General features: G+C 44.4%; 31 protein-coding genes. 17 read left to right on the top strand and 14 right to left on the bottom strand.

Annotated elements, in window-relative coordinates; translation table 11 throughout:
- The first annotated feature begins 11 nt into the window (after positions 1 to 11).
- From CW740_RS03065 to CW740_RS03055, 3 genes are read left to right on the top strand one after another with little or no spacing between them, the layout of a single operon-like run.
- Positions 12 to 380 carry a YraN family protein gene (locus CW740_RS03065; protein WP_106646149.1) on the top strand — a complete coding sequence of 123 codons (369 nt, stop codon included), beginning with the start codon at positions 12 to 14 and terminating at the stop codon, positions 378 to 380.
- A gap of 31 nt (positions 381 to 411) precedes the next feature.
- Positions 412 to 999 carry a phosphoheptose isomerase gene (locus tag CW740_RS03060; protein WP_106646148.1) on the top strand — a complete coding sequence of 196 codons (588 nt, stop codon included), beginning with the start codon at positions 412 to 414 and terminating at the stop codon, positions 997 to 999.
- A 2-nt stretch (positions 1,000 to 1,001) separates the two neighbouring features.
- Positions 1,002 to 1,529, top strand: a complete 528-nt coding sequence (locus tag CW740_RS03055) for a BON domain-containing protein (RefSeq protein ID WP_106646147.1) — start codon at positions 1,002 to 1,004, stop codon at positions 1,527 to 1,529.
- Positions 1,530 to 1,615: 86 nt separating this feature from the next.
- On the opposite strand, the gene CW740_RS03050 is transcribed toward CW740_RS03055, so the two are convergent.
- From CW740_RS03050 to rplM, 7 genes are all read right to left on the bottom strand, one after another.
- Entirely contained in the window at positions 1,616 to 2,083 is a 468-nt protein-coding gene (locus CW740_RS03050) for a ClpXP protease specificity-enhancing factor (protein ID WP_106646146.1), read from the bottom strand.
- Positions 2,083 to 2,715 carry a stringent starvation protein SspA gene (gene sspA, locus CW740_RS03045; protein WP_106646145.1) on the bottom strand — a complete coding sequence of 211 codons (633 nt, stop codon included), beginning with the start codon at positions 2,713 to 2,715 and terminating at the stop codon, positions 2,083 to 2,085. The genes CW740_RS03050 and sspA overlap by 1 nt, the downstream gene beginning before the upstream one ends.
- 64 nt (positions 2,716 to 2,779) lie before the next feature.
- The gene (locus CW740_RS03040) at positions 2,780 to 3,622 is read right to left on the bottom strand and encodes a cytochrome c1 (RefSeq protein WP_106646144.1); all 843 of its coding nucleotides are present in this window, start codon (positions 3,620 to 3,622) and stop codon (positions 2,780 to 2,782) included.
- Positions 3,619 to 4,830, bottom strand: coding sequence for a cytochrome b (locus tag CW740_RS03035; protein WP_106646143.1), 1,212 nt, complete (start codon positions 4,828 to 4,830; stop codon positions 3,619 to 3,621). Before CW740_RS03035 ends, CW740_RS03040 begins: the two co-directional genes overlap by 4 nt.
- Positions 4,830 to 5,417 carry a ubiquinol-cytochrome c reductase iron-sulfur subunit gene (gene petA, locus CW740_RS03030; protein ID WP_106646142.1) on the bottom strand — a complete coding sequence of 196 codons (588 nt, stop codon included), beginning with the start codon at positions 5,415 to 5,417 and terminating at the stop codon, positions 4,830 to 4,832. The genes CW740_RS03035 and petA overlap by 1 nt, the downstream gene beginning before the upstream one ends.
- 310 nt (positions 5,418 to 5,727) lie before the next feature.
- Positions 5,728 to 6,117, bottom strand: a complete 390-nt coding sequence (gene rpsI / locus CW740_RS03020) for a 30S ribosomal protein S9 (RefSeq protein ID WP_106646140.1) — start codon at positions 6,115 to 6,117, stop codon at positions 5,728 to 5,730.
- 10 nt (positions 6,118 to 6,127) lie between these two features.
- Positions 6,128 to 6,556: a 50S ribosomal protein L13 gene (rplM, locus tag CW740_RS03015; RefSeq protein WP_106646139.1), complete on the bottom strand. Its 429-nt coding sequence runs from the start codon at positions 6,554 to 6,556 to the stop codon at positions 6,128 to 6,130.
- Positions 6,557 to 6,853: 297 nt separating this feature from the next.
- On the opposite strand from rplM, the gene CW740_RS03010 reads away from it, so the two are divergent.
- Entirely contained in the window at positions 6,854 to 7,195 is a 342-nt protein-coding gene (locus CW740_RS03010; RefSeq protein WP_018625332.1) for an HU family DNA-binding protein, read from the top strand.
- A 75-nt stretch (positions 7,196 to 7,270) separates the two neighbouring features.
- Here the strand turns inward: CW740_RS03010 and zapE are convergent, their stop codons facing one another.
- The 4 genes from zapE to CW740_RS02990 form a co-directional block, all read right to left on the bottom strand.
- Positions 7,271 to 8,374, bottom strand: a complete 1,104-nt coding sequence (gene zapE / locus CW740_RS03005) for a cell division protein ZapE (RefSeq protein WP_106646138.1) — start codon at positions 8,372 to 8,374, stop codon at positions 7,271 to 7,273.
- A gap of 11 nt (positions 8,375 to 8,385) precedes the next feature.
- Complete coding sequence (locus CW740_RS03000; protein ID WP_227523888.1) at positions 8,386 to 9,024, bottom strand: alpha/beta hydrolase; 639 nt, start codon at positions 9,022 to 9,024, stop codon at positions 8,386 to 8,388.
- 128 nt (positions 9,025 to 9,152) lie between these two features.
- The gene (locus CW740_RS02995; RefSeq protein WP_106646136.1) at positions 9,153 to 9,488 is read right to left on the bottom strand and encodes a hypothetical protein; all 336 of its coding nucleotides are present in this window, start codon (positions 9,486 to 9,488) and stop codon (positions 9,153 to 9,155) included.
- A gap of 126 nt (positions 9,489 to 9,614) precedes the next feature.
- Entirely contained in the window at positions 9,615 to 10,301 is a 687-nt protein-coding gene (locus CW740_RS02990; protein WP_106646135.1) for a DUF2238 domain-containing protein, read from the bottom strand.
- A gap of 105 nt (positions 10,302 to 10,406) precedes the next feature.
- On the opposite strand from CW740_RS02990, the gene CW740_RS02985 reads away from it, so the two are divergent.
- A complete protein-coding gene (locus CW740_RS02985; protein ID WP_106646134.1) occupies positions 10,407 to 11,033 on the top strand; it encodes a ZapG family protein in 627 nt (208 codons plus the stop codon).
- A gap of 27 nt (positions 11,034 to 11,060) precedes the next feature.
- Complete coding sequence (locus CW740_RS02980; RefSeq protein WP_106646133.1) at positions 11,061 to 12,224, top strand: S1C family serine protease; 1,164 nt, start codon at positions 11,061 to 11,063, stop codon at positions 12,222 to 12,224.
- Positions 12,225 to 12,301: 77 nt separating this feature from the next.
- On the opposite strand, the gene murA is transcribed toward CW740_RS02980, so the two are convergent.
- Positions 12,302 to 13,561, bottom strand: a complete 1,260-nt coding sequence (murA, locus tag CW740_RS02975) for a UDP-N-acetylglucosamine 1-carboxyvinyltransferase (RefSeq protein ID WP_106646132.1) — start codon at positions 13,559 to 13,561, stop codon at positions 12,302 to 12,304.
- 16 nt (positions 13,562 to 13,577) lie between these two features.
- Complete coding sequence (locus CW740_RS02970; protein WP_106646131.1) at positions 13,578 to 13,823, bottom strand: BolA family protein; 246 nt, start codon at positions 13,821 to 13,823, stop codon at positions 13,578 to 13,580.
- A gap of 313 nt (positions 13,824 to 14,136) precedes the next feature.
- Here CW740_RS02970 and CW740_RS02965 point away from each other — a divergent pair, with 313 nt between their 5' ends.
- The 11 genes from CW740_RS02965 to mgtE all read left to right on the top strand — a co-directional run bounded on the left by CW740_RS02965 (position 14,137) and on the right by mgtE (position 23,600).
- Positions 14,137 to 15,120, top strand: coding sequence for a calcium/sodium antiporter (locus tag CW740_RS02965; RefSeq protein WP_106646130.1), 984 nt, complete (start codon positions 14,137 to 14,139; stop codon positions 15,118 to 15,120).
- A 35-nt stretch (positions 15,121 to 15,155) separates the two neighbouring features.
- Entirely contained in the window at positions 15,156 to 16,136 is a 981-nt protein-coding gene (locus tag CW740_RS02960; protein WP_106646129.1) for a KpsF/GutQ family sugar-phosphate isomerase, read from the top strand.
- Positions 16,136 to 16,717 (top strand): 3-deoxy-manno-octulosonate-8-phosphatase KdsC, encoded by a 582-nt coding sequence (gene kdsC, locus CW740_RS02955; RefSeq protein WP_188459741.1) that lies wholly within the window; start codon positions 16,136 to 16,138, stop codon positions 16,715 to 16,717. Before CW740_RS02960 ends, kdsC begins: the two co-directional genes overlap by 1 nt.
- The gene (gene lptC, locus CW740_RS02950; RefSeq protein WP_106646128.1) at positions 16,714 to 17,271 is read left to right on the top strand and encodes an LPS export ABC transporter periplasmic protein LptC; all 558 of its coding nucleotides are present in this window, start codon (positions 16,714 to 16,716) and stop codon (positions 17,269 to 17,271) included. Before kdsC ends, lptC begins: the two co-directional genes overlap by 4 nt.
- On the top strand, positions 17,268 to 18,029 hold the full coding sequence (locus CW740_RS02945) for an LptA/OstA family protein (protein WP_106646127.1): 762 nt from the start codon (positions 17,268 to 17,270) through the stop codon (positions 18,027 to 18,029). The genes lptC and CW740_RS02945 overlap by 4 nt, the downstream gene beginning before the upstream one ends.
- A complete protein-coding gene (lptB, locus tag CW740_RS02940) occupies positions 18,026 to 18,751 on the top strand; it encodes an LPS export ABC transporter ATP-binding protein (RefSeq protein ID WP_106646126.1) in 726 nt (241 codons plus the stop codon). Before CW740_RS02945 ends, lptB begins: the two co-directional genes overlap by 4 nt.
- Before the next feature lie 206 nt (positions 18,752 to 18,957).
- Positions 18,958 to 20,430: an RNA polymerase factor sigma-54 gene (gene rpoN, locus CW740_RS02935; RefSeq protein ID WP_106646125.1), complete on the top strand. Its 1,473-nt coding sequence runs from the start codon at positions 18,958 to 18,960 to the stop codon at positions 20,428 to 20,430.
- Between the two features lie 26 nt (positions 20,431 to 20,456).
- Positions 20,457 to 20,744: a ribosome hibernation promoting factor gene (hpf, locus tag CW740_RS02930; protein WP_018625315.1), complete on the top strand. Its 288-nt coding sequence runs from the start codon at positions 20,457 to 20,459 to the stop codon at positions 20,742 to 20,744.
- Between the two features lie 4 nt (positions 20,745 to 20,748).
- Positions 20,749 to 21,297: a PTS sugar transporter subunit IIA gene (locus tag CW740_RS02925; protein ID WP_106646124.1), complete on the top strand. Its 549-nt coding sequence runs from the start codon at positions 20,749 to 20,751 to the stop codon at positions 21,295 to 21,297.
- Positions 21,294 to 22,145 (top strand): RNase adapter RapZ, encoded by an 852-nt coding sequence (gene rapZ / locus CW740_RS02920; protein WP_106646123.1) that lies wholly within the window; start codon positions 21,294 to 21,296, stop codon positions 22,143 to 22,145. Before CW740_RS02925 ends, rapZ begins: the two co-directional genes overlap by 4 nt.
- Before the next feature lie 75 nt (positions 22,146 to 22,220).
- Positions 22,221 to 23,600 (top strand): magnesium transporter, encoded by a 1,380-nt coding sequence (gene mgtE, locus CW740_RS02915; RefSeq protein WP_106646122.1) that lies wholly within the window; start codon positions 22,221 to 22,223, stop codon positions 23,598 to 23,600.
- On the opposite strand, the gene pmbA is transcribed toward mgtE, so the two are convergent.
- On the bottom strand, positions 23,597 to 24,961 hold the full coding sequence (pmbA, locus tag CW740_RS02910) for a metalloprotease PmbA (RefSeq protein WP_106646121.1): 1,365 nt from the start codon (positions 24,959 to 24,961) through the stop codon (positions 23,597 to 23,599). The genes mgtE and pmbA overlap by 4 nt on opposite strands.
- Positions 24,962 to 25,076 lie beyond the last annotated feature (115 nt).

The following is a 25,076-nucleotide window of genomic DNA, read 5'->3' as shown; positions in this document are numbered from 1 at the left end:
TAGTACGATAAATGAGTACTCGACAGCGTGGTGATAGGGTTGAACTCTTCGCTGAAAATCATCTCCAAAAACAGGGAATCAAGTTAATCGAGAGGAACTTTAGTTCCCGTTACGGTGAGATTGACCTGATTATGCTGGATGGTTTGACTTTAGTATTTGTTGAGGTTCGATTTCGCGCCAATACCAGCTTCGGTAGCGGTGCTGAAACCGTTGATTTTCGCAAGCAACAAAAAATCATCAAAACAGCTCAGTTGTATTTGCAGTCAAATAAAAAAATGCAGCAACGTGATTGTCGTTTTGATGTGGTTTCCGTAACATTGGCATCAAATGAGCCAATGATAGAATGGCATCAGAATGCTTTTCAGGCCTCTGCCTGGTAAGTATTGTATCAGTTACTCGACCAGGTAGATTATGATAGAACGAATTCGTGATATTTTTACAGAAAGTATTCAAACTAAAATTGCTGCAGCTGATGCTCTCCCCGAGTCGATCGAAAAAGCTGGCCAAATTATGGTTAACAGCTTACTTAATGGGCATAAAATTCTGAGTTGCGGTAATGGTGGATCCGCCGGTGATGCACAGCACTTCTCTTCAGAAATGCTCAACCGCTTTGAACGAGAGCGCCCTAGCCTACCGGCTATTGCCTTAACAACTGATACGGGTACGCTGACATCCATTTCTAACGATTACAGTTACAACGATGTGTTCGCGAAACAATTGAGAGCACTGGGACAACCTGGCGACGTATTGCTGGCAATTTCAACTAGTGGCAACTCCCGAAATGTGATTAATGCCATGGAAACTGCTCTCAGTAAAGATATGCTGATTGTTGCCCTAACCGGCAAAGATGGCGGTGAAATGGCTGGTCTGATGGGACCTAATGATATTGAGGTTCGTGTTCCATCAAATTCAACCGCACGAATTCAGGAAGTCCACCTTGTAGTTATTCATGCACTATGCGATTTTATCGATAACAGTTTATTTGGAACCGAGGTTTAATAATGCCAACTAAAAACTCACTCCGCTTACTAATTCTACTTCCAGCTCTACTGCTTGGGCTATCAGCCTGTACAACTTTTGGCACAGTTGCAGAAGACTCAAGTATTGAAGGCCGTATCAAAGACCGTATCGAGCCTATTCTTGAAAAGAACCAACCTAATGCAGTGGATGTAGTAAGTCATAATCTTTATGTTCTCATTTATGGGCAAGTGCCAAGCGAAGATGTAATCAATCAGATTTCCAATGCCATTAAAGGTGTGCCTGAAATGAAGAAAGCATTTAATGAGTTACGTATAGGTAACCCTGAAAATGTCAGCACCGCTTCAGATGTGTGGATTACAACTAAAGTCAAATCCAGCCTTGCTGCAGAAAAGGGGTTAGACTCGAAACGTATAAAAGTCATTACCGAAGATAAGGAAGTGTTCCTTATGGGAATGGTTACTCGTGAAGAGGGTGACAAGGCGGCCCTCGTTGCACGTAATATTTCTGGTGTTAAAAAAGTAGTAAAAATCTTTGAGTATATTGACTAAGTAAAATTCACAGTCGATACAAGTGCAAAGGCGAGCATAGTGCTCGCCTTTTTTATTCATTGAACATGTTTGACCGAGCACGTCTATTACTTAACGACTTTTAGGTTAGGCTTACCTTTTGGAGGCTTGGGTGGCTCATCGTCTGGACCATCGCCGTCTGCTCCATTACCGTCAGTTTCCGAGCCATTTTCATCTTTAATTGGCGCCAACTCCGGCTCAGTTGTCTCATCAGAATACATATTAGCCGAAAACATGATCCCCTGATCATTTTCTCTGGCATAAATTGCGATAATTGAGCTGGTAGGAATATATAAGCCTAAAGATTGCCCCGAAAAGCGGGCATTGAAGCTTACAAAGTCATGATTCAGTTCGAAGTTAGCAACAGCAGTTGGGGCAATGTTGAGAACAATTTTTCCGTCATTGGCGAACTGCATTGGGACATCAACTTGAGGATGGGACGTGTCAACAAGGATCTGGGGAGTCCACTCATTATCGAGTATCCACTCGTAATAAGCGATTAATAAATAAGGTTGTAATGGCGAGTTACCCGCCATTACATTAGACCCATTTTGATTTCACGTTCTTCTTCAGTCAAACTGACCTTGAAAGATTCGCGATCAAAAATACGCTCCATATAATCGTGAATAGCTTTGCTACCACGACCAGAGATCTCAATTTCTAATTGATCAGCGCGCCATAACAAAGGAGCAATGACACAATCAACTAGGGAGAACTCTTCACTCATAAAGTAAGGGTTGCTGGCAAACACAGGCGCTAAAGCCATAATGCTTTCCTGTAATTCCTTACGAGCTTTTTTAGCCTTTGCCTCGGTACCATTGACGATTATTTCGTATTGGCTATACCACTCTTTCTGGATGCGATGCATCATCAGGCGGCTACGACCACGAGTCACTGGGTATACAGGCATTAATGGGGGATGAGGGAAACGCTCATCCAGATACTCCATGACAATACTGGCTTCGTATAAAACCAAATCACGGTCAATTAATGTTGGAACTGAACCATATGGATTCAAGTCCAGCAAATCTTCCGGAACATTATCAGGGGTAACTTCTACAACTTCATAATTTACGCCTTTTTCTGCTAAAACAATGCGCGCCTGATGGCTGTACACATCATTGCCAGAAAAAAGTGTCATAACTGAACGTTTGGCAACTACTGCCATACTGTTTTCTCCTGCGAATAACAAGAAAGCCCCGGTAAGGATTCACCGAGGCTCAGGATGCCGATTAATGAATGTCTTTCCAGAACTCTTTCTTCAGGAAATAGGCAAATATTAATAGCACAAATAAGAACAATAGAACCCAAACACCCATACGCTTACTTTCCAGTTTCACTGGATTGGCGGTGTAGGCCATAAACGCAGTTAGGTCACGAATATTTTCGTCATATTCTTCTGGGGTCATTTGCCCTTCTTTAATTTGAACAAACATCTTGCCTTCAGCTGCTAATTTAGCCATAGCCGCTTCTGCTTCATGTTGTTTTTCTTCTGCTGCAGCTTTTGCTTCTTCGCTTGCTTCAGAATCATTCAACACAGCTTTGGCTTCAGCAATTTGCTCTTCAACAGAAAGCAGTTCATCACTTTTTGCCTGCAACCCTTGCAGATCAGCAAGAATATGCGGCATACCCACTTCAGGGAAAACGGTATTGTTTACCCCAAATGGACGTGATGGATCGACGTAGAAAGAACGCAAATAGTTATACACCCAGTCCTCTCCACGAACACGAGCAGCCAAAGACAGATCCAGCGGGTCTACGCCGAACCACTTCTTGGCTAAATCACTATCCATACTTTTATCCATGGTATCACCGAACTTTTGATCACCTAAAACCAGGTTGTTCATAACCTGTTCTTCTGGGATCTCAAGGTCTTGGGCGATACGTGAATAACGCACGTATTCCATCGAGTGACAACCCAAACAATAGTTGACGTATAACTTGGCACCATTCTGCAATGATGTTTTGTCCGATAAATCAATATTTGCCGGATCGTTTGGATATGTTGTACCACCACCCGCAGCGAATGCAGATACAGGTAGCAGGAATAAAATAGCTGTAATTAACTTTTTCATTTGTCTGTTACCCTCTCTGGTACTGGTTTAGTTTTCTCGAACTTGGGCAAGAACCACAAGGCGATAAAGAAGAAGAAGTAATAGACGGTACAAATACGTCCTAACCACTTAGTAAAGTCTGTTACTGGAACAACACCCAGAATACCTAGAATGATGAAAGAGATAACAAACAGTGCTAATAGAATTTTGTACGAAGCACCACGGTAACGGATTGACTTCACTTTTTGACGGTCAAGCCAAGGAAGCAAGAACAAAATTACAATTGCCAACGCCATTACCACAAAGCCACCGAACGGATCCGGAACCGCACGCAACATGGTATAGAATGGTGTGAAGTACCAAACTGGAGCAATGTGCGGAGGTGTTTTCAGCGGATTAGCTGGCTCAAAATTTGGGCGCTCAAGGAAATAGCCACCAAAATCTGGAGCAAAGAAGACCACGCCAAGGAAGATCATCATGAAGACCACTACACCGACGATATCTTTTACCGTGTAGTAAGGATGGAAAGGAATACCATCTAATGGAATACCGTTCTCATCTTTCTTCTCTTTGATTTCAACACCGTCTGGATTGTTTGAACCAACTTTATGTAGCGCCACAATGTGCAAGAAGACCATCGCAACCAATGCCAATGGTACTGCTACTACGTGTAAAGCAAAGAAACGGTTAAGAGTCGCTAATGATAAAGTAAAGTCACCACGAATCCACTCAACCAAATCAGGACCAACTACAGGAACGGTTCCAAACAGGTTAACAATCACCTGAGCTCCCCAGAATGACATCTGTCCCCATGGCAATAGGTAGCCCATAAAGGCTTCCGCCATCAATAGAACGAAGATGATCATACCGAAGATCCAGATCAACTCGCGTGGTTTTTTATAAGAGCCGTACATGATGCCACGGAACATATGCAAATAAACCACAACGAAGAATGCTGAAGCACCTGTTGAGTGGAGGTAACGAATAAGCCAACCATATTCAACATCACGCATGATGTATTCTACAGAAGCAAATGGCTCGCTTGGGCTGTAGAACATGGTTAACCAGATACCGGTTAGCAATTGGTTAACAAGAACCAGCATTGCTAATGAGCCAAAGAAATACCAGAAGTTGAAGTTCTTTGGCGCATAATACTCAGCTAAATGTTCGTTCCAGACTTTAGTAGCTGGGAAACGGGCGTCAAGCCATGTCATGAAATTCTTAAACATTAGGCACCTCCCTCTTCACCAATCACAATCATTTTAGCTGCTGTGTCGATAGTATAAGGAGGAACTTCTAAGTTAGCGTTAGCTGGAACACCGCTATAAACACGGCCAGCCAAATCAAACTTAGAACCGTGACATGGGCAGTAATAACCACCTAGCCAGCCACCTTCTAAAGAACCCGCATCTGCAAAAAGCTGCGGTGAACAACCCAGGTGTGTACAAATACCGACCGCGACAAAGATGTCAGGCTCAATTGAACGGTATTCGTTTTTACAATATTCAGGTTGTTGTGGTTTTTCTGACGCTGGATCCGCTACAAGCGCTTCACTTTTAGTGATGCTTTGTAACATCTTGTCGTCACGACGCATAACCCATACAGGCTTACCACGCCACTCCACAGTTATTTGCTGTCCTACCTCAAGTTTTGTGTAGTCATACGCAACTGGAGCACCTGCAGACTGCGCTTTGGCGCTTGGTGCCCAGGAACGAACAAAAGGTACTGCCGCACCAATCACACCAACCGCACCTACTACTGAAGTAGCACCGATTAGCAGATTTCTGCGTCCTTTGTTGACGCCCTGATTACTCATTCGGTTAGTCTCCCCACGAAGAAATAGCACCACCCACCAATGGATGGCGTTGGAAAATCATGATTTATGTCGATTCTGCAATGAAGCAAGCCAAAAAAATTGCCTTCAAACACTTATTATTACTTCTACGGCAGAATACTGCGCAGGGATCATATAGGAAAATACCCACAAAAACAATGAGGTCAGACCAGAGGAGAGTATGTAACTTATTGATAGTTGGAAAATTTCAGAAAGGCATAGATAAAAAAACACCCGCAGTGTGCGGGTGTAAATAATGCCGGAGTTCCTCTCCGGCAATTCTGTCTGAAACTTAACGTTTCGAGAACTGAGGGCGCTTACGTGCTTTATGTAGACCCACTTTCTTACGCTCAACGGCACGAGCGTCACGGGTAACGAAGCCAGCTTTACGCAATGGAGCACGCAATTCTTCATCATACTCCATTAATGCACGAGTGATACCGTGACGAATAGCACCGGCTTGACCAGTACCGCCGCCACCAGCAACAGTTACGTACACATCAAATTTTTCTAGAGTTTCAGTTAGCTCAAGCGGTTGACGAACCACCATACGCGATGTTTCACGACCAAAATACTCGTCAAGACTACGCTGGTTAACGGTAATTGAGCCATTCCCAGGACGCAGGAAAACGCGAGCTGTAGAGCTTTTACGACGACCTGTTCCGTAATATTGTTCAGCCATTGTTCTCACCTTAGATTTCTAATGGGATTGGTTGCTGAGCAGTATGATTGTGCTCAGAGCCAGCGTAAACTTTCAACTTGCGGAACATCGCACGGCCCAAAGGATTCTTAGGAAGCATACCTTTTACCGCTTTCTCGATGATCATTTCAGGTTTAGTCGCCTGTAATTTCTCGAAGTTGGTTTCTTTAATGCCACCTGGGTAGCCAGAGTGACGATAATACATTTTGTCCTGTGCCTTGTTACCAGTCACAGTCACTTTCTCAGCGTTAATGATGATAATGTAGTCACCAGTATCAACGTGAGGCGTATATTCTGCTTTGTGTTTGCCTTTCAAACGGCGAGCTACTTCAGTCGCCAGGCGGCCTAAAGTCTTGCCGCTAGCGTCGACTACGAACCAGTCACGCTTAACAGTTTCAGGCTTTGCACTGTATGTTTTCATATTCTTTAAGCTCCAAAAAGCCATTTGCACCCGCAATAGGGAACCGATCACGGCCCTAAAAAAGAGAGCGCGAATTCTACAGAAATCACCCCTATAAAACAAGAGGCGACACCAGGATTTTCAAAAATTATTAAATGTCTCGGCCAAATTTATGAATTTTAAGTAAAATCCTGCTAAAAAGACTTTATTTACGGGGCTTTTAGCGCTATAAAAAGCGCTGATGGGGAGTCAATTTTGCAATACTCGCCAAGACGACCGATATTTTAACAGTCAACTAACATAAGAGGCAAAGGAAAAATGGCAGATAATAAAGCCCGCAAAGTTACAGCGGTTCAAGAAAAATTCACAAAAACTCAAATCCTTAATGAAATCTCAGCACAAACAGGCCTAACCAAGAAAGACGTTTCAGCGGTTCTAGACGAGCTAGGCGTAGTTATTGAGCGCCACGTAAAAAAGCGTGCGGTTGGTGAGTTCACGCTACCTGGCCTACTAAAAATCAGCACAGTTAAAAAGCCAGCTGTAAAAGCTCGTAAAGGTATCAACCCTTTCACTGGTGAAGAAACCATGTTCAAAGCAAAGCCAGCCAGCGTTGCAGTTAAAGTACGCCCACTTAAGAAATTAAAGGATATGGTTAAGTAATACTGACCCTTCCTTGAACTCAAAAGCCGACTACACAGTCGGCTTTTTTAACCCTGAAAGAAGTGGTTAGATAATCTAAGCCAAATGCTCCTTGGCAAGATACTCTTTACTCTGCATCTCCTGCAGTCGGCTAACCGTTCGTTCGAACTCGAAAGCCAAACCCTTCCCTACATAAAGATCTTCAAAAGCCACTTCAGCAGACATGATTAACTTGACGTGACGCTCATAAAACTCGTCCACTAATGCAATGAAGCGGCGTGCAGCATCATTTATCGCGTCAGTCATTTGCGGGACTCTGCTAACAAACACCGTATGGTAATTACGCGATAGTTCAATGTAATCATTGGCTGAACGCTCAGTTTTGCAGATAGCATCAAAGGTAAACCAGACCACGTTATCGGACAGGCGAACCGCATCAATTAAACGCCCTTCAACCTTGAGTTTACAATGCTGTTGCCCTTCTTCACCAGATAACTGTAGAAAGTACTGCTCCATATTGCTATCAGCAGCGGCGTCCAAGGGGTAATGATAAATTTCAGCCTTTTCCAAAGTACGAAGACGATAGTCAGTGCCACCATCCACGTTTAAGACCTGACAATGCTTTTGTATCAGTTCAATGGCCGGTAAGAAACGTTCTCGCTGCAGGCCATTCCAGTAGAGTCGTTCTGGGGGAATATTCGAAGTTGCAACCAGAACAATATTGCGCTCAAACAATTCCTTGAAGAGCCCGCCCAAAATCATCGCATCGGTAATGTCGGTGACGAAAAACTCATCGAAACAGATAACACGTGCTCGTTGCGACAGCTGATCTGCAATCTTAATGAGCGGATTTTTTTCCCCAGCAAGGGCTTTTAGTTCGTTATGCACCTCGTGCATGAAGCGATGAAAATGAAGTCGGATTTTACCTTTAATCGGCAAGCAGTTGAAAAAGGTATCCATTAACCAGGTCTTGCCACGACCTACCCCGCCCCACATATATAATCCTTTAACCGGGTCGAGATCTGAAGAGAGTAAACGTTTTACTAACTCCATAAAGCCACCACTCGGTCGGCTGTCTAGAAGATCATCGTAAACCCTCTGCAATGCGGCAACAGCTTCTGCCTGCGCAGGGTCTTTAGCAAAACCGCTGGCCAGATCCTGCTCATACTTCTGCTGAGGAGTTAAATCGATTGTGCGCATAGTCAAAGTACTTATAACTCTTCAGGCAAATGAGCCTGTAATTTGTCTTCCATAGATTCACGCAGATCAACTAATCGGCTATGAAAAAAATGTCCCGCTCCTTCCATGCGAATTACCTCGGGCTGCTTCGGCAAATCATCCAGCCATTGGAATACAGCCTTCGGGTCAACCACTTCATCAGCATCACCCTGCACCACTAACCAGGGACAGTCAGGAATTTCAAACTCATCAAAACTAAAGCGATTTACTGGCGGCGCGATACTGATCAGCTGTTGAGCGCCTAATTTTTTAGCTTGTAGTGCTGCAATCCAGGAACCAAAGCTAAACCCGGCAAGCCATAGAGGGCGACCTGGATATTTTTGTTGCATCCATTCAACAACTTTAATCAAATCCTGTTGCTCACCCTTGCCTTCATCATATTCACCTTGCGATTCTCCAACACCACGAAAATTGAATCGAACGGAAGGAATACCTAGCCCGGCCAGTGTTCTTGAAACCGTGTAGATTACTTTATTGGTCATGGCTCCGCCATGGAGTGGATGAGGATGGCAACACACAGCAATAGCATTGCGTTCAGGTGAGTCAGGCTGATCAAGAGTTGCTTCAATATCACCGTTATCACCTTCTATCAAGAAATGATTTTTATTCACTTGATTGTAGTCATTGATGGACAATGCGGGCTATTTTCGCACGTTTTAGTGAGCTTGGAAACCAACAGCCATATAACGGAAAAAGAGGCCTAAGCCTCCTTTTTCAATAGATAAGAAGAGTGGCGAGACTAGTACTTATTAAAGTCCTCAGTTGCCTTTTTGTCTTCTTCTGACTGTTTTTTGCGGAGCTCTTTTTCTGCTTCTTTTCGCTCTTTATTCAACTCTAGCTCTGATTCAGCTCGTGATTTTTCCTGCTCACGAAGCATTTCCTCATAAGCTTTCCGGTCTGCCCTCTCAAGTTCGAGCAACTTTTTTTCACGCTCTTTTTCAAGCTGCTCGCGCTCTTTAAGTAACTCTGCGCGCTCTTTAAGTAATTCTTTTTGCTTCTTAAGATCATCGAATGCGACAGCCGGATTGACTAAACAAACAGCAGCCAACAGACCAATCATGATTATGGACTTCATAAGTCTTATCCTGGGTATTTATAGATAATGGCGACTATTATTTTGCATCACCAATAGTAAGAAAAGCACTTGCTAATGCTTTAATGTAAAAGTGCCAAGCGGTTTACGTTTGCGGGCACGACAGGCTCACAAGGTTTCAGGGTTTGAAGTCTGAGGTGTAAGACTTTCATTCCACTCACGAGCAAAGTCTCGCTGCCAGCGCCAGTTAATAAATGCCAACGTTACCATGGCGATTAAAGCTCCTAAGCCAGCTAAAGCCATATCCTTATGTGCATCCCAGACATCACCTTGTGTCCCAAGATAAGCGGCTCCAACATCGCCACCGAATACAAGCGCTGCAGCCCACTCAATAAGTTCATAGATGGCTGAGGTAGACAAGGTCAGATCCAAAGGCAAAAAGTAGCCCCAGAATCCTTTAACCTTAACGACACGAATAAATATTTCACGAATTGGGTAAGCAAATAATAAGCCATAAGCAAAATGTAGGAATCGGTCATAATGATTACGTTCCCAACCAAACCAATCGTTCAGAGGTGATCCGAAAACTGATTCAGTCCACTGGTTATAAGGTACCTGCGAATAAGTATAGTGAGAACCTATTTCATGAAAGCACAGAAATAGAAATATACAAAAGTAGGATATTCTCGAAAGGCGGAATTTATTATAACTGCCAATCATGCCTGCAATTAACAGGAACATCAGTATATTTTCTAAGAGCCATGTTGTTCGGTCGATTGGGTTAATGGCACATAGAATGAAGATAACAAGAAAGATGCCGCTCAAAGTCAGTAAGAATTTTGTGTTATAGGTCATGAATCCTCTCGAACTTCCGGCCAATTATTGTGTATCATAAGATCAAATCAGGGATTCAGGCAATTTTCGCTTAGACGACATTGACAGATTGAGGAATATTGATTCATGTCCAGTCCATTTATTATCTTCTTGCTCCTTATTATTGCAGTTGCGGCTTTCTTCTTTGGTCGCTGGCATGGTGTGTCACAACGAAGTAAAGCGCTATCGGAAGAGCTAAAAGCTAAAGATGAAGAACTCAATTCATTAAAAGATGATGTGAACAAACACTTCGATGAAACTGCGCGCCTATTCAGTAACGTCACAGAAGAATATAAGTTGCTCTATCAGCACCTCGCCAGTAGCGCCAACAAATTAGGCAACCGGAAATTTGACCTTAAACTCAGTAGCAACACCAGTGGTCTACCAGGGCTGAGCGATGCTGGTAGCAAACCTTTTGAAGAATCCGTCATAGATAGCGAAGCAAAAGAGATCTCGGAACATGGTTTTGGCCCTCAGCAACCAAGAGATTATGCCGATGACGATATGGATGATGACTACCACCCAAGTCATACTGTTGAAAAATCTGAGGATGCTCCTCAGCCAGACGACATTACTCATGCGGATAGAGCTGGGAACTCTAAGCCTGAAAAAGAATCAGAGCTAGCTGACGAAAAACAGGACAAAAGTTCTACGGCAGCAACAGACAAGGAATCTAAAACAGGCTCCAATGATAAACAACAATCTACAGGCTAGTGGCTTACTCCTCAATTAAGGATTTCTATGCAATTTCTTACCTACATTGGTTACATTATTAAATATCTTTTGGTCGGCCTTGGCATTGCCGCCCTCTTTATCGTGTTTATACCCGGACGCTTTTCAATCAATAGCCCAGCTCAACAAACCACTGACACTGGGCAGGTAGCACAACAGTCCGCACCCTTCTCAGGATATGCCGATATGCTGGATAAAGCTCGTCCAGCTGTTGTATCAATTCAGGCTCGTTCTAAGCTATATCCTTTGAATGATCCTGAGTGCCAGAATAGCTTACGAGCAATTCCATCAGGTACCAATGCCTGCGCCTTTCTTAATAATGGTTCAGGAGTCTTTATTGATGAGCAAGGCCATATCGTAACCAATGCTCATGTGCTGGATAAGGCTGAGTCAATTATCGTGGAGCTACTCAGCGGACACAAGTTTGCTGCCAGGGTCATTGGTCTAGATAAGGACTCAGATCTGGCCCTATTAAAAGTAGACTATCAACCGCAACATATTTTACCCCTTGGCACAGAAGATAAAAGCCGGGTTGGTGACATCGTATTTGCGATTGGTACCCCTTATATGGCCTTTGAACAAACGGTGACCCAGGGCATCATCAGTGCCAAGTTTTTCTCTCGGGTATCTCACTATATTCAAACCGATGCCGCTCTTCGCTCAGGAAACTCAGGCGGTGCGCTGGTAAATAGTCAGGGAGAACTGGTTGGTATCACAGCTTTAAGCTCACGCGACGAGTCTGGAGAAAAAACTTATCAGAACTTTGCGATTGCAGCGGCTGACGTACAGCATGTGGTGAATGAGTTGTTAGAAAATGGTGTGGTCCAAAGAGGCTGGCTTGGGCTCAATGGAGATATGACCATCAACTTCCGCTCTATCGTTCAGGAAATGAACTTACCTCTCCCACAGCAGCAAATGCTGGCATCTCAAATTGAACAGTTACCGTTCGGACAAGGGATTGTGATCACTGCCGTTAATGGCAATGGCCCAGCGGATAAAGCCGGCTTGCAGGCGCTGGACATTATTACCGAGGTAAATGGCAAACCTATCAACAGCACCGCTGATTTAATGGCAGCAATTTGGAATGTAGCCCCTGAAACCGAGATACAGCTTGAGTATTATCGTGCTGGTCAGAAAAATCAGACAGAAGTCGTATTAGGCTATCGAGACTAAAAATCACCTCAAATAGATAGAGCATAAAAAAGGGCCTGTTGGCCCTTTTTATTTTTAAGCAATGGATACAGTATCAATTAACCGATTCGTTTAATCGAAGCACCCAAATTCTGAAGCTTCTCTTCTATGGTCTCGTAACCGCGATCAATATGATAAATCCTGTCCACTAAGGTTTCACCGTCCGCACACAAACCAGCCAGGACAAGACTGGCTGAAGCGCGCAAATCGGTGGCCATGACTTGAGCACCGGAAAGCTGCTCAACGCCACGACAGATGGCGGTATTACCCTCAATCGCAATATCAGCACCCATACGCTGCATTTCAAGAACGTGCATGAAACGGTTTTCAAAAATAGTTTCGGTGATTGTGCCTGTCCCTTCTGCCACTGCATTCATGGCACAGAACTGCGCCTGCATGTCTGTTGGGAAGCCAGGATAAGGCGCGGTCTTGATGTTTACTGCTTTAGGACGTTTACCATGCATATCAAGTTCAATCCAGTCATCACCGGTAGTGACCTCTGCGCCAGCTTCTTTCAGCTTAACTAGCACAGCGTCCAGAATATTCGGATCGGTGTTTCTGCAACGGATACGACCACGAGTCATTGCTGCAGCAACCAGGTAAGTACCAGTTTCAATTCGATCAGGCAATACGTCGTGATGTCCGCTGTGTAAACGCTCAACACCCTCAATAGTAATTTCAGAGGTTCCGGCACCGCTGATTTTCGCGCCCATGCTATTTAAGAAGTTAGCTAAATCGACCACTTCAGGTTCACGCGCTGCGTTTTCAATCACTGAGGTGCCATCGGCCAAAGCGGCGGCCATGATCAAATTCTCGGTAGCACCGACACTGACCATTTCCATAACAATTTTAGCGCCTTTCAAGCGACCATCTGATTTGGCTTTAACGTAGCCCGCTTCCACTTCTATGTCAGCGCCCATTTCGCGCATCCCTTCTATATGCAGGTTAACTGGGCGCGAACCGATAGCACAGCCACCCGGTAATGACACCACCGCCTCACCAAATCGCGCCAGAAGCGGACCCAACACCAAGATTGAAGCACGCATGGTTTTTACCAACTCATAAGGAGCTTCATGGCTATGGATGTTGCGACTGTCAATTTCTACATTGAACTTGTCATCAATGGTTAACTTAGCGCCCAGACGTCCCATCAACTCAAGTGTAGTTGTGACATCATTTAAATGCGGAAGATTGCCGATGGTGGTCACGCCATCAACCAGCAAGGCCCCCATTAATATTGGCAATGCAGCGTTCTTAGCACCCGAAATTTTTATCGAGCCATCAAGGGCGCCAGCATCTTTAATCAGTAATTTATCCATGATTGATTACTCTGGCTTATGCAAAATGCTTAGCTTTTGACCATTCTTCAGGCGTGTATGCCTTGATAGTCAATGCATGGATATCACCGCTGGCAATATGCTCATTTACAGCAGCGTATACCATTTGCTGTTTTTTAACACTGCGTAAGCCCTCAAAGGCTTTGCTGACAACAATGACCTGAAAATGACTACCATCACCATCCACTCGCAGCTCTTCACAATCAATTTCTTTTTCAATCAGGGATTTTATCTGTTCAATCATCTGTTAGTTACTTACGTTAATCGAAGTTATGGCCAAGCATGATAACGCCAAAAACTGCGTCAATATAGACACAAAAGTATGAATCATTAGCAAAGTTGGCACTAAAGTGGCGTGATTTTACCTGAATTCCCCTTGATAAACACCTGTGAATGACATCAAACCTCATTCACTGTACAATGTCGCGCTTGTTTGTCGTCATTTCACATCACCTGGGGCAACGCTTTGAAACAATTTCAATTTGTCAGTCAAAGTCGTGCTTATCCTATAATAAGCTAAGCCCAGTTACTGAAAACTCAAGCTCTCTAAGGTTTCCATGATAGAACACATTGCCTATATTCTGGTTGGTATTACATTGCTGGTCTGGAGCGCTGATCGCTTTACCGATGGTGCCGCAGCAGTTGCTCAGAACTTTGGTGTTTCGCGCCTGATAGTAGGATTAACCATCGTCGCTATTGGCTCTTCTGCTCCTGAAATTTTTGTGTCGATTCTGGACTCTTTTAAAACCTGTGCGCCTGACGTCGAAAACTGCGGCCCAGAGGTCGCTATCGGCAATGCCATTGGTTCGAATATCACCAATGTGGCGCTGGTACTTGGTATCACTGCTCTGGTTAAGCCGCTTCTCATTAATTCAGGCATGATTAAGCGTGAAATTCCTATCCTGTTCGTGGTGTCATTTGCCGTTCTCTATTTCTTCTGGGACCTGCGACTGTCGCATATTGAAGGCATTATTCTGCTAAGTTCATTGGTGGCCTACTTTATCTGGCTGGTGCATATGGGTATCAAGTCACGTGCCACCAATGACCGTATGCTTGAAGAAATTGTTGACGAACTGCCAGAACAGATGTCGAGTCCAAAAGCAATTTTTTGGCTATTTTTAGGACTCGTTTTATTAGTTGTAAGCTCCAAGATCTTAATTGTGGGTGCCAGTGGTTTTGCCCTGCAGATGGGTGTTTCCGAAACCTTGATTGGTTTGACCATTGTGGCTCTGGGTACCAGCCTGCCGGAACTGGCAGCTTCAATTTCAGCCGTTTTGAAGAATGAGCATGAAATTGCGATAGGTAATGTTGTCGGCTCCAATATCTTTAACTTGCTAGGAGTTCTTGGGATTCCGGCAGTGATTGCTGCGCCAATGGTGGAGAAAGAAATTCTGACCATTGATTACCCGGTAATGTTCGGATTATGTATCCTTTTAGCAGTTTTAGCCTATGGTATTCGAGGGCCAGGTAAAATTAACCGACTTGCCGGTGCTATTTTACTTGCGGCCTTCATTGGGTATTATATAGTTCGCGTTTTCTAACTAATTGAATATTAAAGCCACCAACGGTATCGTCAATGACTGACTCAAATCTGGAACAGCAAATTTTACACAGTGCTGAACGTGTTATTTCTATTGAAAGTAATGCTGTGGCAGACCTCAAACAACAATTGGATCAAACCTTTGTTGCCGCCTGTACTAAATTGCTGGCCTGCCAGGCCAAAGTAGTGGTCATTGGTATGGGTAAATCAGGTCATATTGGCAGTAAGATGGCTGCAACTCTTGCCAGCACTGGCACTCCGGCATTTTTCGTTCACCCAGCTGAAGCCAGTCATGGCGACCTAGGAATGATCGGTGAACAGGATGTTGTTATAGCCCTGTCCAATTCTGGTGAAACCCATGAAGTCACTGCCCTGCTTCCGGTCATTAAACGTCGTGGCATTGAGTTAATTTCAATCACCAGCAATGACAACTCCAGCTTAGCCAAAGCCAGCGATATTCATATAAAGGTACAAGTCGAGCAGGAAGCCTGCCCTCACAACTTGGCACCGACGGCTTCAACCACAGCCGTTCTGGCTCTGGGCGATGCCATTGCTGTCAGTCTGCTTGAGGCAAGAGGCTTCACACCTGATGATTTTGCGCTATCTCACCCTGGCGGCAGTTTAGGCAAGCGCCTAATTATGCAAGTCAATGACCTGATGCATAGCGGTGATGCTTTCCCTTCGGTCAAGCCCAATATCTCAATTCGCAATGCGCTATTTGAAATGACGGATAAGCGTATGGGGATGACTACTGTTACTGACGAGCAAGGTAATTTATTAGGAATCTTCACCGATGGTGATTTACGTCGCGCCTTTGAACGAGATGTCGATATCGATGCACCTATCAGTGACGTTATGACCAAAGGATGCAAAACAGTAAAGACACAAACACTTGCTGTGGATGCGGTGAATCTGATGGAAGAAAGCAGCATCACATCCTTAATCGTGGTTGATGAAAACAGCAAGCCGTTGGGTGTCATTCATATGCACGATTTGCTGAAAGCAGGAGTTGTGTAATGAGTAACCCAATGAGCAGACCCAGCTACCCAGATTCTGTTGTAGACAAGGCACAGAAAATTAAGCTCGTAATTTGTGATGTTGATGGTGTGCTGAGTAATGGTCAGGTCATTATTGGCAACCATGGTGAAGAATTCAAAACGTTTAACATCAAAGATGGCTTCGGTATCAAGTGCCTGCAAAAATCAGGAATCGCTGTTGCCATTATTACCGGCCGTAATTCAAAAATTGTCGAAAAGCGTTGTCAGGAACTTGGTATTGAGCACTACCACCAGGGTCAATCTGACAAACAAAAGGCTTTCGATTCCTTATGTGAGAAGCTATCGGTAACTCCAGAAGAAGTTTGCCACATTGGAGATGATCTGCCGGATCTGCCGTTATTACTGCAAGTAGGTTTAGGAGTCACGGTCGCTGATGGTCACTGGTTAATGCAGCAGCATGCTGACTGGATCACGCAACATAACGGTGGCTTTGGAGCTGTGCGCGAAGTGTGCGACTTGATTCTTGAGAGTCAGAACAAGCTGGAAGCCATTCATCAGGAATATCTGGCTGCCGGAAAAATATCCGAGGTTAAAGAATGACCTTCCTCAAAGGTCGTTCAATGTTATGGCTGCTAGTTCCAGCCACATTTGCTATTGCCTACTGGTGGGACCGCTCAACGGAATCCAAACCTGATTTCGTAGAAGTATCAACCAACCCAGATTACTATCTCTCCAATACTCAAACCATAGAGTTTGATGTGAACGGTAAACCACAGCGATCATTCACGACAGAAAAGACTCTACATTATAAAGAGATCATGCAGACTCATCTGTTAAAGCCAGTCATGCGCTTTAATGACGAACAAGACCCCAGCTGGACAGTAAGTTCGGAAAAAGCTGTAAGCAATGAACTGAGTGAGCAATTAACGCTCGAAGGCAATGTAACTATCGAGCTTGAACGTCGCCCGTCTGAATCCAATGCAGTACTAACCATGCCAATGTTAAAAATTGACTTTGCATCAGAAACTGCTTTTACTGATGAACAAATTGAACTAATTGATGGTCGCTTTAGAATGACCGCCAAAGGTATGCAGGCCGACCTGCGTACTAATAATATCGAATTTATGTCTGAGGTCTTTACAGAAGAATTATGAAGTTTCGCCTCCTTACAGCTGCATTAATGTTAAGTTCGCTGACTAGCGTGTCTTTAGTTCAGGCTGCGACCTTGGAAAAATCACGCTTACGTTCGGATAGGTCTAACCTTGATGTACAAAAGAACATCATCATTTATCGTGATAATGTGATTTACGAGCATGGCAACATGACAATTTATGCCGACTCACTCACCAAACAGGGTGAAAATGCAGGAACCATTACTGCATTAGGAAGCCCGGTTAAAATTCACTACGTTGACGAAACGGGTGAAACAACTGACATCGATGCTCCTAAAATAATTTATCGCCAACAAAGCGGAGAGCTTTCAGCCAGTGGTGATATTAAAATCGTTCAATCCTCAGGCATAGACAGGTTAACCTTGCTTGGTAATCAATTAACCGCAAATCAGGGTGCAACCGAAGGTTTTGGTTTTGTGCTTAACGGTGCTCCAACTGAATTCCGCATAGAGCAACCTTCTCAGCCAGCTATATATGCTACCGCAGATCAGCTTCGTTCTAATGGTAAAGATAAGCAAACTGAACTTGTCGGTAATGTAAAATTACAGCAGGGCGACTCCAACATGACCGCCGCTTTCCTGACCTATGACGGCACCAGCAAAGTTATCTCAGCCGGCAAAAGTGACTCGGGCGATCAACGTGTTGAAACTGAGTTTTTCTGGGAACAGGAACAAGGCGATAACGCCACTTCGAATCAGTCGGCCACTGAACAGCAGACCGAAAAAGAGCAACAGCAATGATTTCACTTCAAGCCAGGCGTTTGGCCAAAAGTTATAAAGATCGCAAAGTGGTTGAAAATGTCTCACTGGAAGTTAACCAAGGACAGATTGTTGGTCTGCTTGGACCAAATGGCGCAGGCAAAACCACCTCCTTCTACATGATAGTTGGTCTGGTACCTTCCGATGGTGGCCAGATATTTCTTGGCGATGACAATATCACTACTGATCCGATGCACACTCGCGCCAAAAAAGGTATTGGTTATTTACCTCAGGAAGCTTCGATTTTTCGTAAACTGTCCGTTGAAGATAACATCATGGCTATCCTGCAGTTACGAAAAGATTTAACAGCCGCTCAACGCGAAGAAAAGCTGGACCAGTTACTGTCAGAGTTTCACATTGAGCATATCCGACTGAGCCACGGTATGAGCCTGTCCGGTGGCGAGCGTCGACGAGTTGAGATTGCCAGAGCACTAGCGAACGACCCTAAATTTATTTTGCTTGATGAACCATTTGCCGGTGTCGACCCTATTTCAGTGCTGGATATTAAAACCATCATCATACAGTTAAAAGAACGTGGTATCGGGGTTCTGATTACTGACCATAATGTTCGCGAGACATTGGATGTCTGTGAGCAGGCTTATATCGTTGACTCAGGAAACATCATCGCTTCAGGAACACCGGCAGAAGTCCTATCCAATGATCTGGTGAAGAAGCGTTACCTGGGCGAGCACTTCAAAATGTAAATTACGCTGTGATATCACTTTAAAGATCACTAGCCTTTCAAAATTAATGAGCCAATGGTTTCCCCATTGGCTTTTCATTACCTAAGCTCTTGAAATTCGGTCAACCAATCCTCAGTTATTTAATAAGCCCTTGCAACCCTGGTTTACTAGGAGTAATTTGTAGTTAAGGGACACATTAAAAGGCAAAGATTGGTATATAAATTTCAATGAATCCAACTCTCCAGTTAAACCTTAGCCAACAACTGAAACTGAGCCCTCAGTTACAACAGTCCATAAAACTGTTACAACTATCTCATCTGGCTTTGCAACAGGAAATACAATATCAACTGGAAACCAATCCTCTTCTTAATTTAGTTGATGATAGCTACTTTGAAGTTAACGATCAGAATGATTCACTAGCCGATAATTTCCAAAAATCATCAACCAAGTCAGCACCTGAAAGTCGCGATAATAGCCAATCATCTCAAATGCTTAGTCAATCATACTTTGACCTGGATCAATCCTCATATGGTAAAGGTTCAACTACTATAAGCGATAGTTACTTTGAAACCCTGATGCAAGACTCTGTCGGGTTACGCGAGCACCTGGAATGGCAAATTCAGATGTCATCGTTAAGCAGAGGAGATATGGAAATCGCGTATTATGTTATCGAAAACATTGATGATGCAGGATTCCTGACGGTCAACCCTGAAGAAATAGCCGTACAGATACAAGAAGATTTCATGCATGAAGTTGAAGCAGATGAAATTGTTGCAGTTATTCATCAGGTACAACAACTGGAACCCTTGGGATGTGCCAGTAAAGATTTGCAGGAATTTCTGATTATTCAATTAAATTCTATGAAGCGCGAAGCTGCATCTCAACAGAACCCCAATATTTCATTAGCTGTTAAATTGGTGACTCATCATTTTCACGCACTTCAAAAGCATCAGTATCAGGATCTGATACAGCGATTGTCTTTAACCGAGCTGGAAATGAATGACGCATTGAATTTGATAAAGCACCTTCGCACTCAGCCCAACTATCAATTTATTGGTGAGTCCACAGAATATATCAAACCCGATGTACTGGTTTACAAACTGGACAATGAGTGGCAGGCACAGCTTGCAGGACATAGCACGCCACACCTGGACATTAATCATCAATATGCCGATTCTTTGCGTAAATCACGCAACCCCACTGATCACCAGTACTTAAGGGACAGACTACAAAGTGCGCGCTGGTTTATGCAAAGCATTCAAGCACGCAACGATACCCTTAAGCGGGTTGCAGACTGGATTGTTCATTACCAACAGAACTTTTTTGATAATGGAGAGTCATCAATAAGACCCATGCGATTAAAAGATCTTGCGCAAGATCTCGATCTGCATGAATCAACCATTTCACGTGCCTGCAGCGATAAATATTTGCAGTCACCCAGAGGCATTTACGAGCTTAAATATTTTTTCTCAAATGCAATTCCATCAACCCAAGGAGGTGAATGGTCATCTAAAGCAATAAAAAACAAAATTAAACAGTATGTAAACGCGGAACCTTCCCGCAAACCTTTGAGTGATATTAAACTTGCTGAGTTACTTAATCAGGAAGGTGTCTCAATTGCTCGTCGCACTGTTGCAAAATATCGCGAAGCATTGAATATCCCTCCTGCGTGCCAGCGTAAGTTATTCACAAATTCTTAAACTATTCGATAGAAGGAATAAGCATTATGCAAATCAATCTAACTGGTCGTCACCTTGATATCACTGATGCCTTAAGAGATTTCGTCAATGAGAAGTTTGCCAAACTAGAGCGCCACTTTGACCATATTAATAACGTATACGTTACGCTCACTGTTGAAAAAGTACGTCAGATCGCTGAAGCGACCTTACATGTCAATGGTGGGGAGATATTTGCTAACAGTGAATCAGAAGATATGTATGCCGCGATTGATTTATTGATTGATAAACTGGATAGACAAGTGATAAAACATAAGGAAAAGATGACACGTCATTAACCTTATGCACATTGAAGATGTTATTGCCCCCGAGCTTTGCGTGCTCGGGGCGCAAGCTACAAGCCGAAAAAAAGCGTTACAATTCATAGCTACCCTTTTCGCTGATCACAATTCACAATATGAACCCTTCCTGCTGTTAAAAGCTTTGGTTGCCCGTGAACAGATGGGAACCACAGCTATTGGTAATGGTGTAGCCCTTCCACATGGTAGAGTTGGAAGCTGTGAGGAACCCTTGGCAGTTTTTGTTACCCTTGCCGAGCCAATCGATTTCGATGCTCCTGACCAGGAACCTGTGGATATTGTATTTGCACTGATAGTTCCTAAGCAGTTCGACTTTCAGCAGCTCAATGGACTTGATGGATTAATTGAAATCCTTAAAGATAAAAAGGTCTGTGCGCAAATACGTCACGCTCACAACAATCAAGCGCTCTATGAAATTATCGAAAGCGCAATAGCGCAGCATGAAAAAGCCCAGGGGCTCGAAAGAGTTAACAGCGAAAGAACCAACAACGAAAAATCCAAAGAGAAAAAAGAGATAGAAGACAACGCATGAAGTTATTAATAGTAAGTGGTCGCTCAGGTTCAGGTAAGTCAGTCGCTCTTAAGGCGCTTGAAGATATGGGCTATTACTGTATTGATAACCTTCCGTTAAGTCTCACCCTCAATGTAATTAATGACCATATTCTGCGCAATGAAGATATTGCGATTGGGGTTGATGCCCGTAACCGCCATGACCTTGAACACTTCTCTGAAGAAATTAGCAATATCAAGAAAGAAGCACCGCAGGCAAAGACTTTATTCCTGGACGCAGACGAAAGTACTCTTTTAAAACGTTTCAGCGAAACCCGTCGCCGCCACCCATTAACAAACAGTGGCCTTTCTCTAAGGGACGCCATAAAAGAAGAAAAGAAGCTACTTGAACCAGTGCGAGCCTCGGCTGATCTGGTGGTTAACACCTCAGAGTTATCGCCTCATGAATTGCGCGAGCGACTGCGTGAGCGGGTTAGTAGTGACAAAAGCCAGTCCATGGACATTCGGCTGGTTTCATTTGGCTTCAAGCATGGCGCCCCCAAAGACGCAGACTTCGTGTTTGATGTTCGCTGCCTGCCCAATCCTTATTGGGATCCTGAGCTTAGAGATTTCACGGGCAAAGATCCGCAGATTCAACATTTCCTTGAGCAAAGCTCGATGGTCATGGAGTATACCTGGCAGCTCAAAGTTTTCTTCTCGACCTGGATTCCTGAGTTTAGCAAACAGGACCGCAGCTATTTCACCTGCGCTATTGGCTGCACCGGTGGTCGTCACCGTTCAGTCTACATGGTTGAAACTCTGGCTAAAGCCCTTAAACCGCTTTATCCAAATATCTCAATAGAACACCGACAACTGGATAAAAAACAGTAAATTCCTACAGTGTCATAGCCAGCAATGGCAAATCTGCGTTAGAATACCAACAAAATCAACCAGTAAGATGCACCTATGGCGGAAACACAAGCAACACAAACACGTCAGGAACAGCTTCAGCTCCTCAATAATGCGCTGGACAGTGGTCATCTTATTCCGGTTAGAAATCTGCTGGAAGAATTACGCTCGGCAGATATTGCCCACCTTTTAGAATCCACACCACCTCGCGTTCGTAATGTTATCTGGCAGCTGCTGGATAAAGAGCGGGAAGGTGATGTTCTTCAGCATCTTAATGACGAAATTCGTCAATCCTTCATTGAGCAGATGCAGCCGCAGGAACTGGCTAATGCACTTGCCGATCTGGATACCGATGACGTTGTAGATATTCTGGGTGATCTGTCGCAGAACATCAGTAATCAGGTACTTCGCCTACTGGATGAGCAGAATCGCGCACAGATCGAGCATGCCCTATCCTATCCAGAGGATTCTGCCGGTGGCTTGATGAATATCGATACCATCATGATCCGCCCTCGGGTTTCGGTGGAGGTGGTACTTCGCTATCTACGGATTCGTGGCAATATGCCACCCAACACTGACCATTTGTATGTGGTCGACTCCCGAGATGTGCTAATTGGCTCTGTACCCATCAGCTCAATTCTGACCTGCGATCCTGATACGCCAATTACTCAGATAGTCGATAAGGAAACCTTTACCATCCCAGTGGAAATGCCTGAGACCGAAGTTGCGCAGATTTTCGAGCGCCACGACTTGGTTTCTGCGCCGGTACTGGACGAGAATGGCCGCCTATTGGGCCGTATCACCATTGATGACGTGGTTGACGTTATCCGTGAAGAAGCCGACCACTCTCTGATGTCGATGGCTGGTCTGGATGAGCTCGAAGATACATTCGGTAAAGTGGCTGCGACCGCCAAAAAGCGTGCTATCTGGCTGGGCATTAATTTGCTGACCGTTATTCTGGCAGCGCTAGTAATCGGTCTTTTTGAAAAAACCATTGCCCAAGTCACTCTTCTAGCAGTCCTGTTGCCTATCGTACCCAGCATGGGTGGCATTGCTGGTACCCAGACTCTTACGCTGGTCATTCGCGGTATGTCCCTGGGCCATATTGGTGAAGGTAACAAAGGCTACCTACTCAAGAAAGAGTTGGCCGTCAGTATTATTAATGGCGTACTGTGGGCGCTGGTTATTGCGGCTCTGGTTTATGGCTACTCTTACTACAAAGACTCAGGTATCAACCATCTACACCTGGCAATCACGATAGGTGGCGCCATGCTTTTCAACCTGGTTACAGGTGTTGTCAGCGGTGCCGTTTTACCGCTGTTTCTGAAAAAGATAAATATTGACCCTGCTATCGCTGGTGGCGTAGTGCTTACCACTGTGACCGACGTAGCTGGCTTCTTTGCGTTATTGGGATTAGCGACACTCTTTTTTGGTTAGCTGGCAACCATCATTCCTTCAATCGCCACTGAACCGGTCAGAATACTAGAACGGGAATCCACATCATTGGATATAGCAACAATGTTCTTAAGCATCTGCTCAAGGTTTCCGGCAATGGTCAACTCCTGAGCGAAATGTTTGATTTCCCCGTTTTCAAACCAGAAGCCGCTCGCGCCTCGCGAATAGTTACCGGTTACAGTATTAACACCTTGCCCCATGACTTCAGTTAATAGAAGTCCAGAGCCTAACTGCTTCATCATATCCTGCAACGACAGATCCATTGGTTTGATTAATATATTATGGATACCACCCGCGTTACCGGTAGTTTGCAGTCCCAGTCGCCTTGCTGAGTAACTACTCAAAAAGTAATCTTTCAGAACACCGTCCACCACAATATTTCGTTTTCTGGTCGCAACACCATCACTGTCATAGCTACCGCTACCAAAGCCTTTGAGTAAAAAGGGATCTTCCTCAATCTGCACAAACTCCGGCAAAATCAGCTGGTCTTTCTTGTCCAATAAGAAGGACGCTCTTTGATAAAGAGCCGCTCCTTTTAGCGCAGACAGCATATGCGACCAAAGACCACGCGCCAGTTCTGCGCTAAAAATTACGGGGTGATTGCCAGAAGGTACTTTGCCTTGAACCAGCTTATTCAGGACGCGGCTTGCGGCCTGCTCACCGACGGTTTCAGGAGGTAACAAATCCGCCACGTCACGACCAATGGTGTAATAGCCATCACGAATCATGCCATTATCTGTTTCTGCAATAACAGAATTGGATAGGCTAAATCGAGTGGTGTGATTGGCACCTATAAATCCATGACTATTGGCATAAAGGGACACTGAGCGATGACTATAGCTGCTGGCCCCTTCTGATTGCTTAATACGGGGATCAGTTAAAGCCTTAGCCTCACATTGCCTGGCCGACTCAACCATTTGCGGTATGGTAAGGTCATTGGGGTGATCAAGCTGTAAGTCTTTAAACTCGGTAGCCATCAGCGTCTTTTCCGCCAGTCCAGAATAAGGGTCTGGCTCGGTAAAGCTCGCTATTTCACAGGCGGCCTGCACACCTTTATGCACTGCTGCTTCAGTTAAATCGTTGATTGAGACTGTGCCCTTGCGCTGACCAAAATAGACATTGATGCCAAAATGACTATCCTGATTAAACTCCAAAGTTTCCAGCTCACCCTGACGTACCTCTATGCTGTTGCCAACCGTGTTGTAACACCAGATTTCAGACTGCTCAGCACCAGCCTCCGCTGCCTGCTGTAAGGCAACCTGCACCATCAACCGCAACTGCTGTTCGGTAGCAGCCTGTTGCTCAGCAATTTGAGTTAAAGTTAAGTGTTTGTCAGAAGCCACTCGGCACTCCAGGATTGAGTCAAAAGATGAGCCATTATAAGTGTTTGTTGGGTAAGGACAAAACTTGACTTAACTTATTAATTTGTAAAGAATGAGTACTGGTTTTCTTTATGAA

It is taken from the genome of Kangiella profundi (assembly GCF_002838765.1).
GTDB classification, from domain to species: domain Bacteria; phylum Pseudomonadota; class Gammaproteobacteria; order Enterobacterales; family Kangiellaceae; genus Kangiella; species Kangiella profundi.
This window is presented reverse-complemented; position numbering and strand designations above follow the sequence as displayed.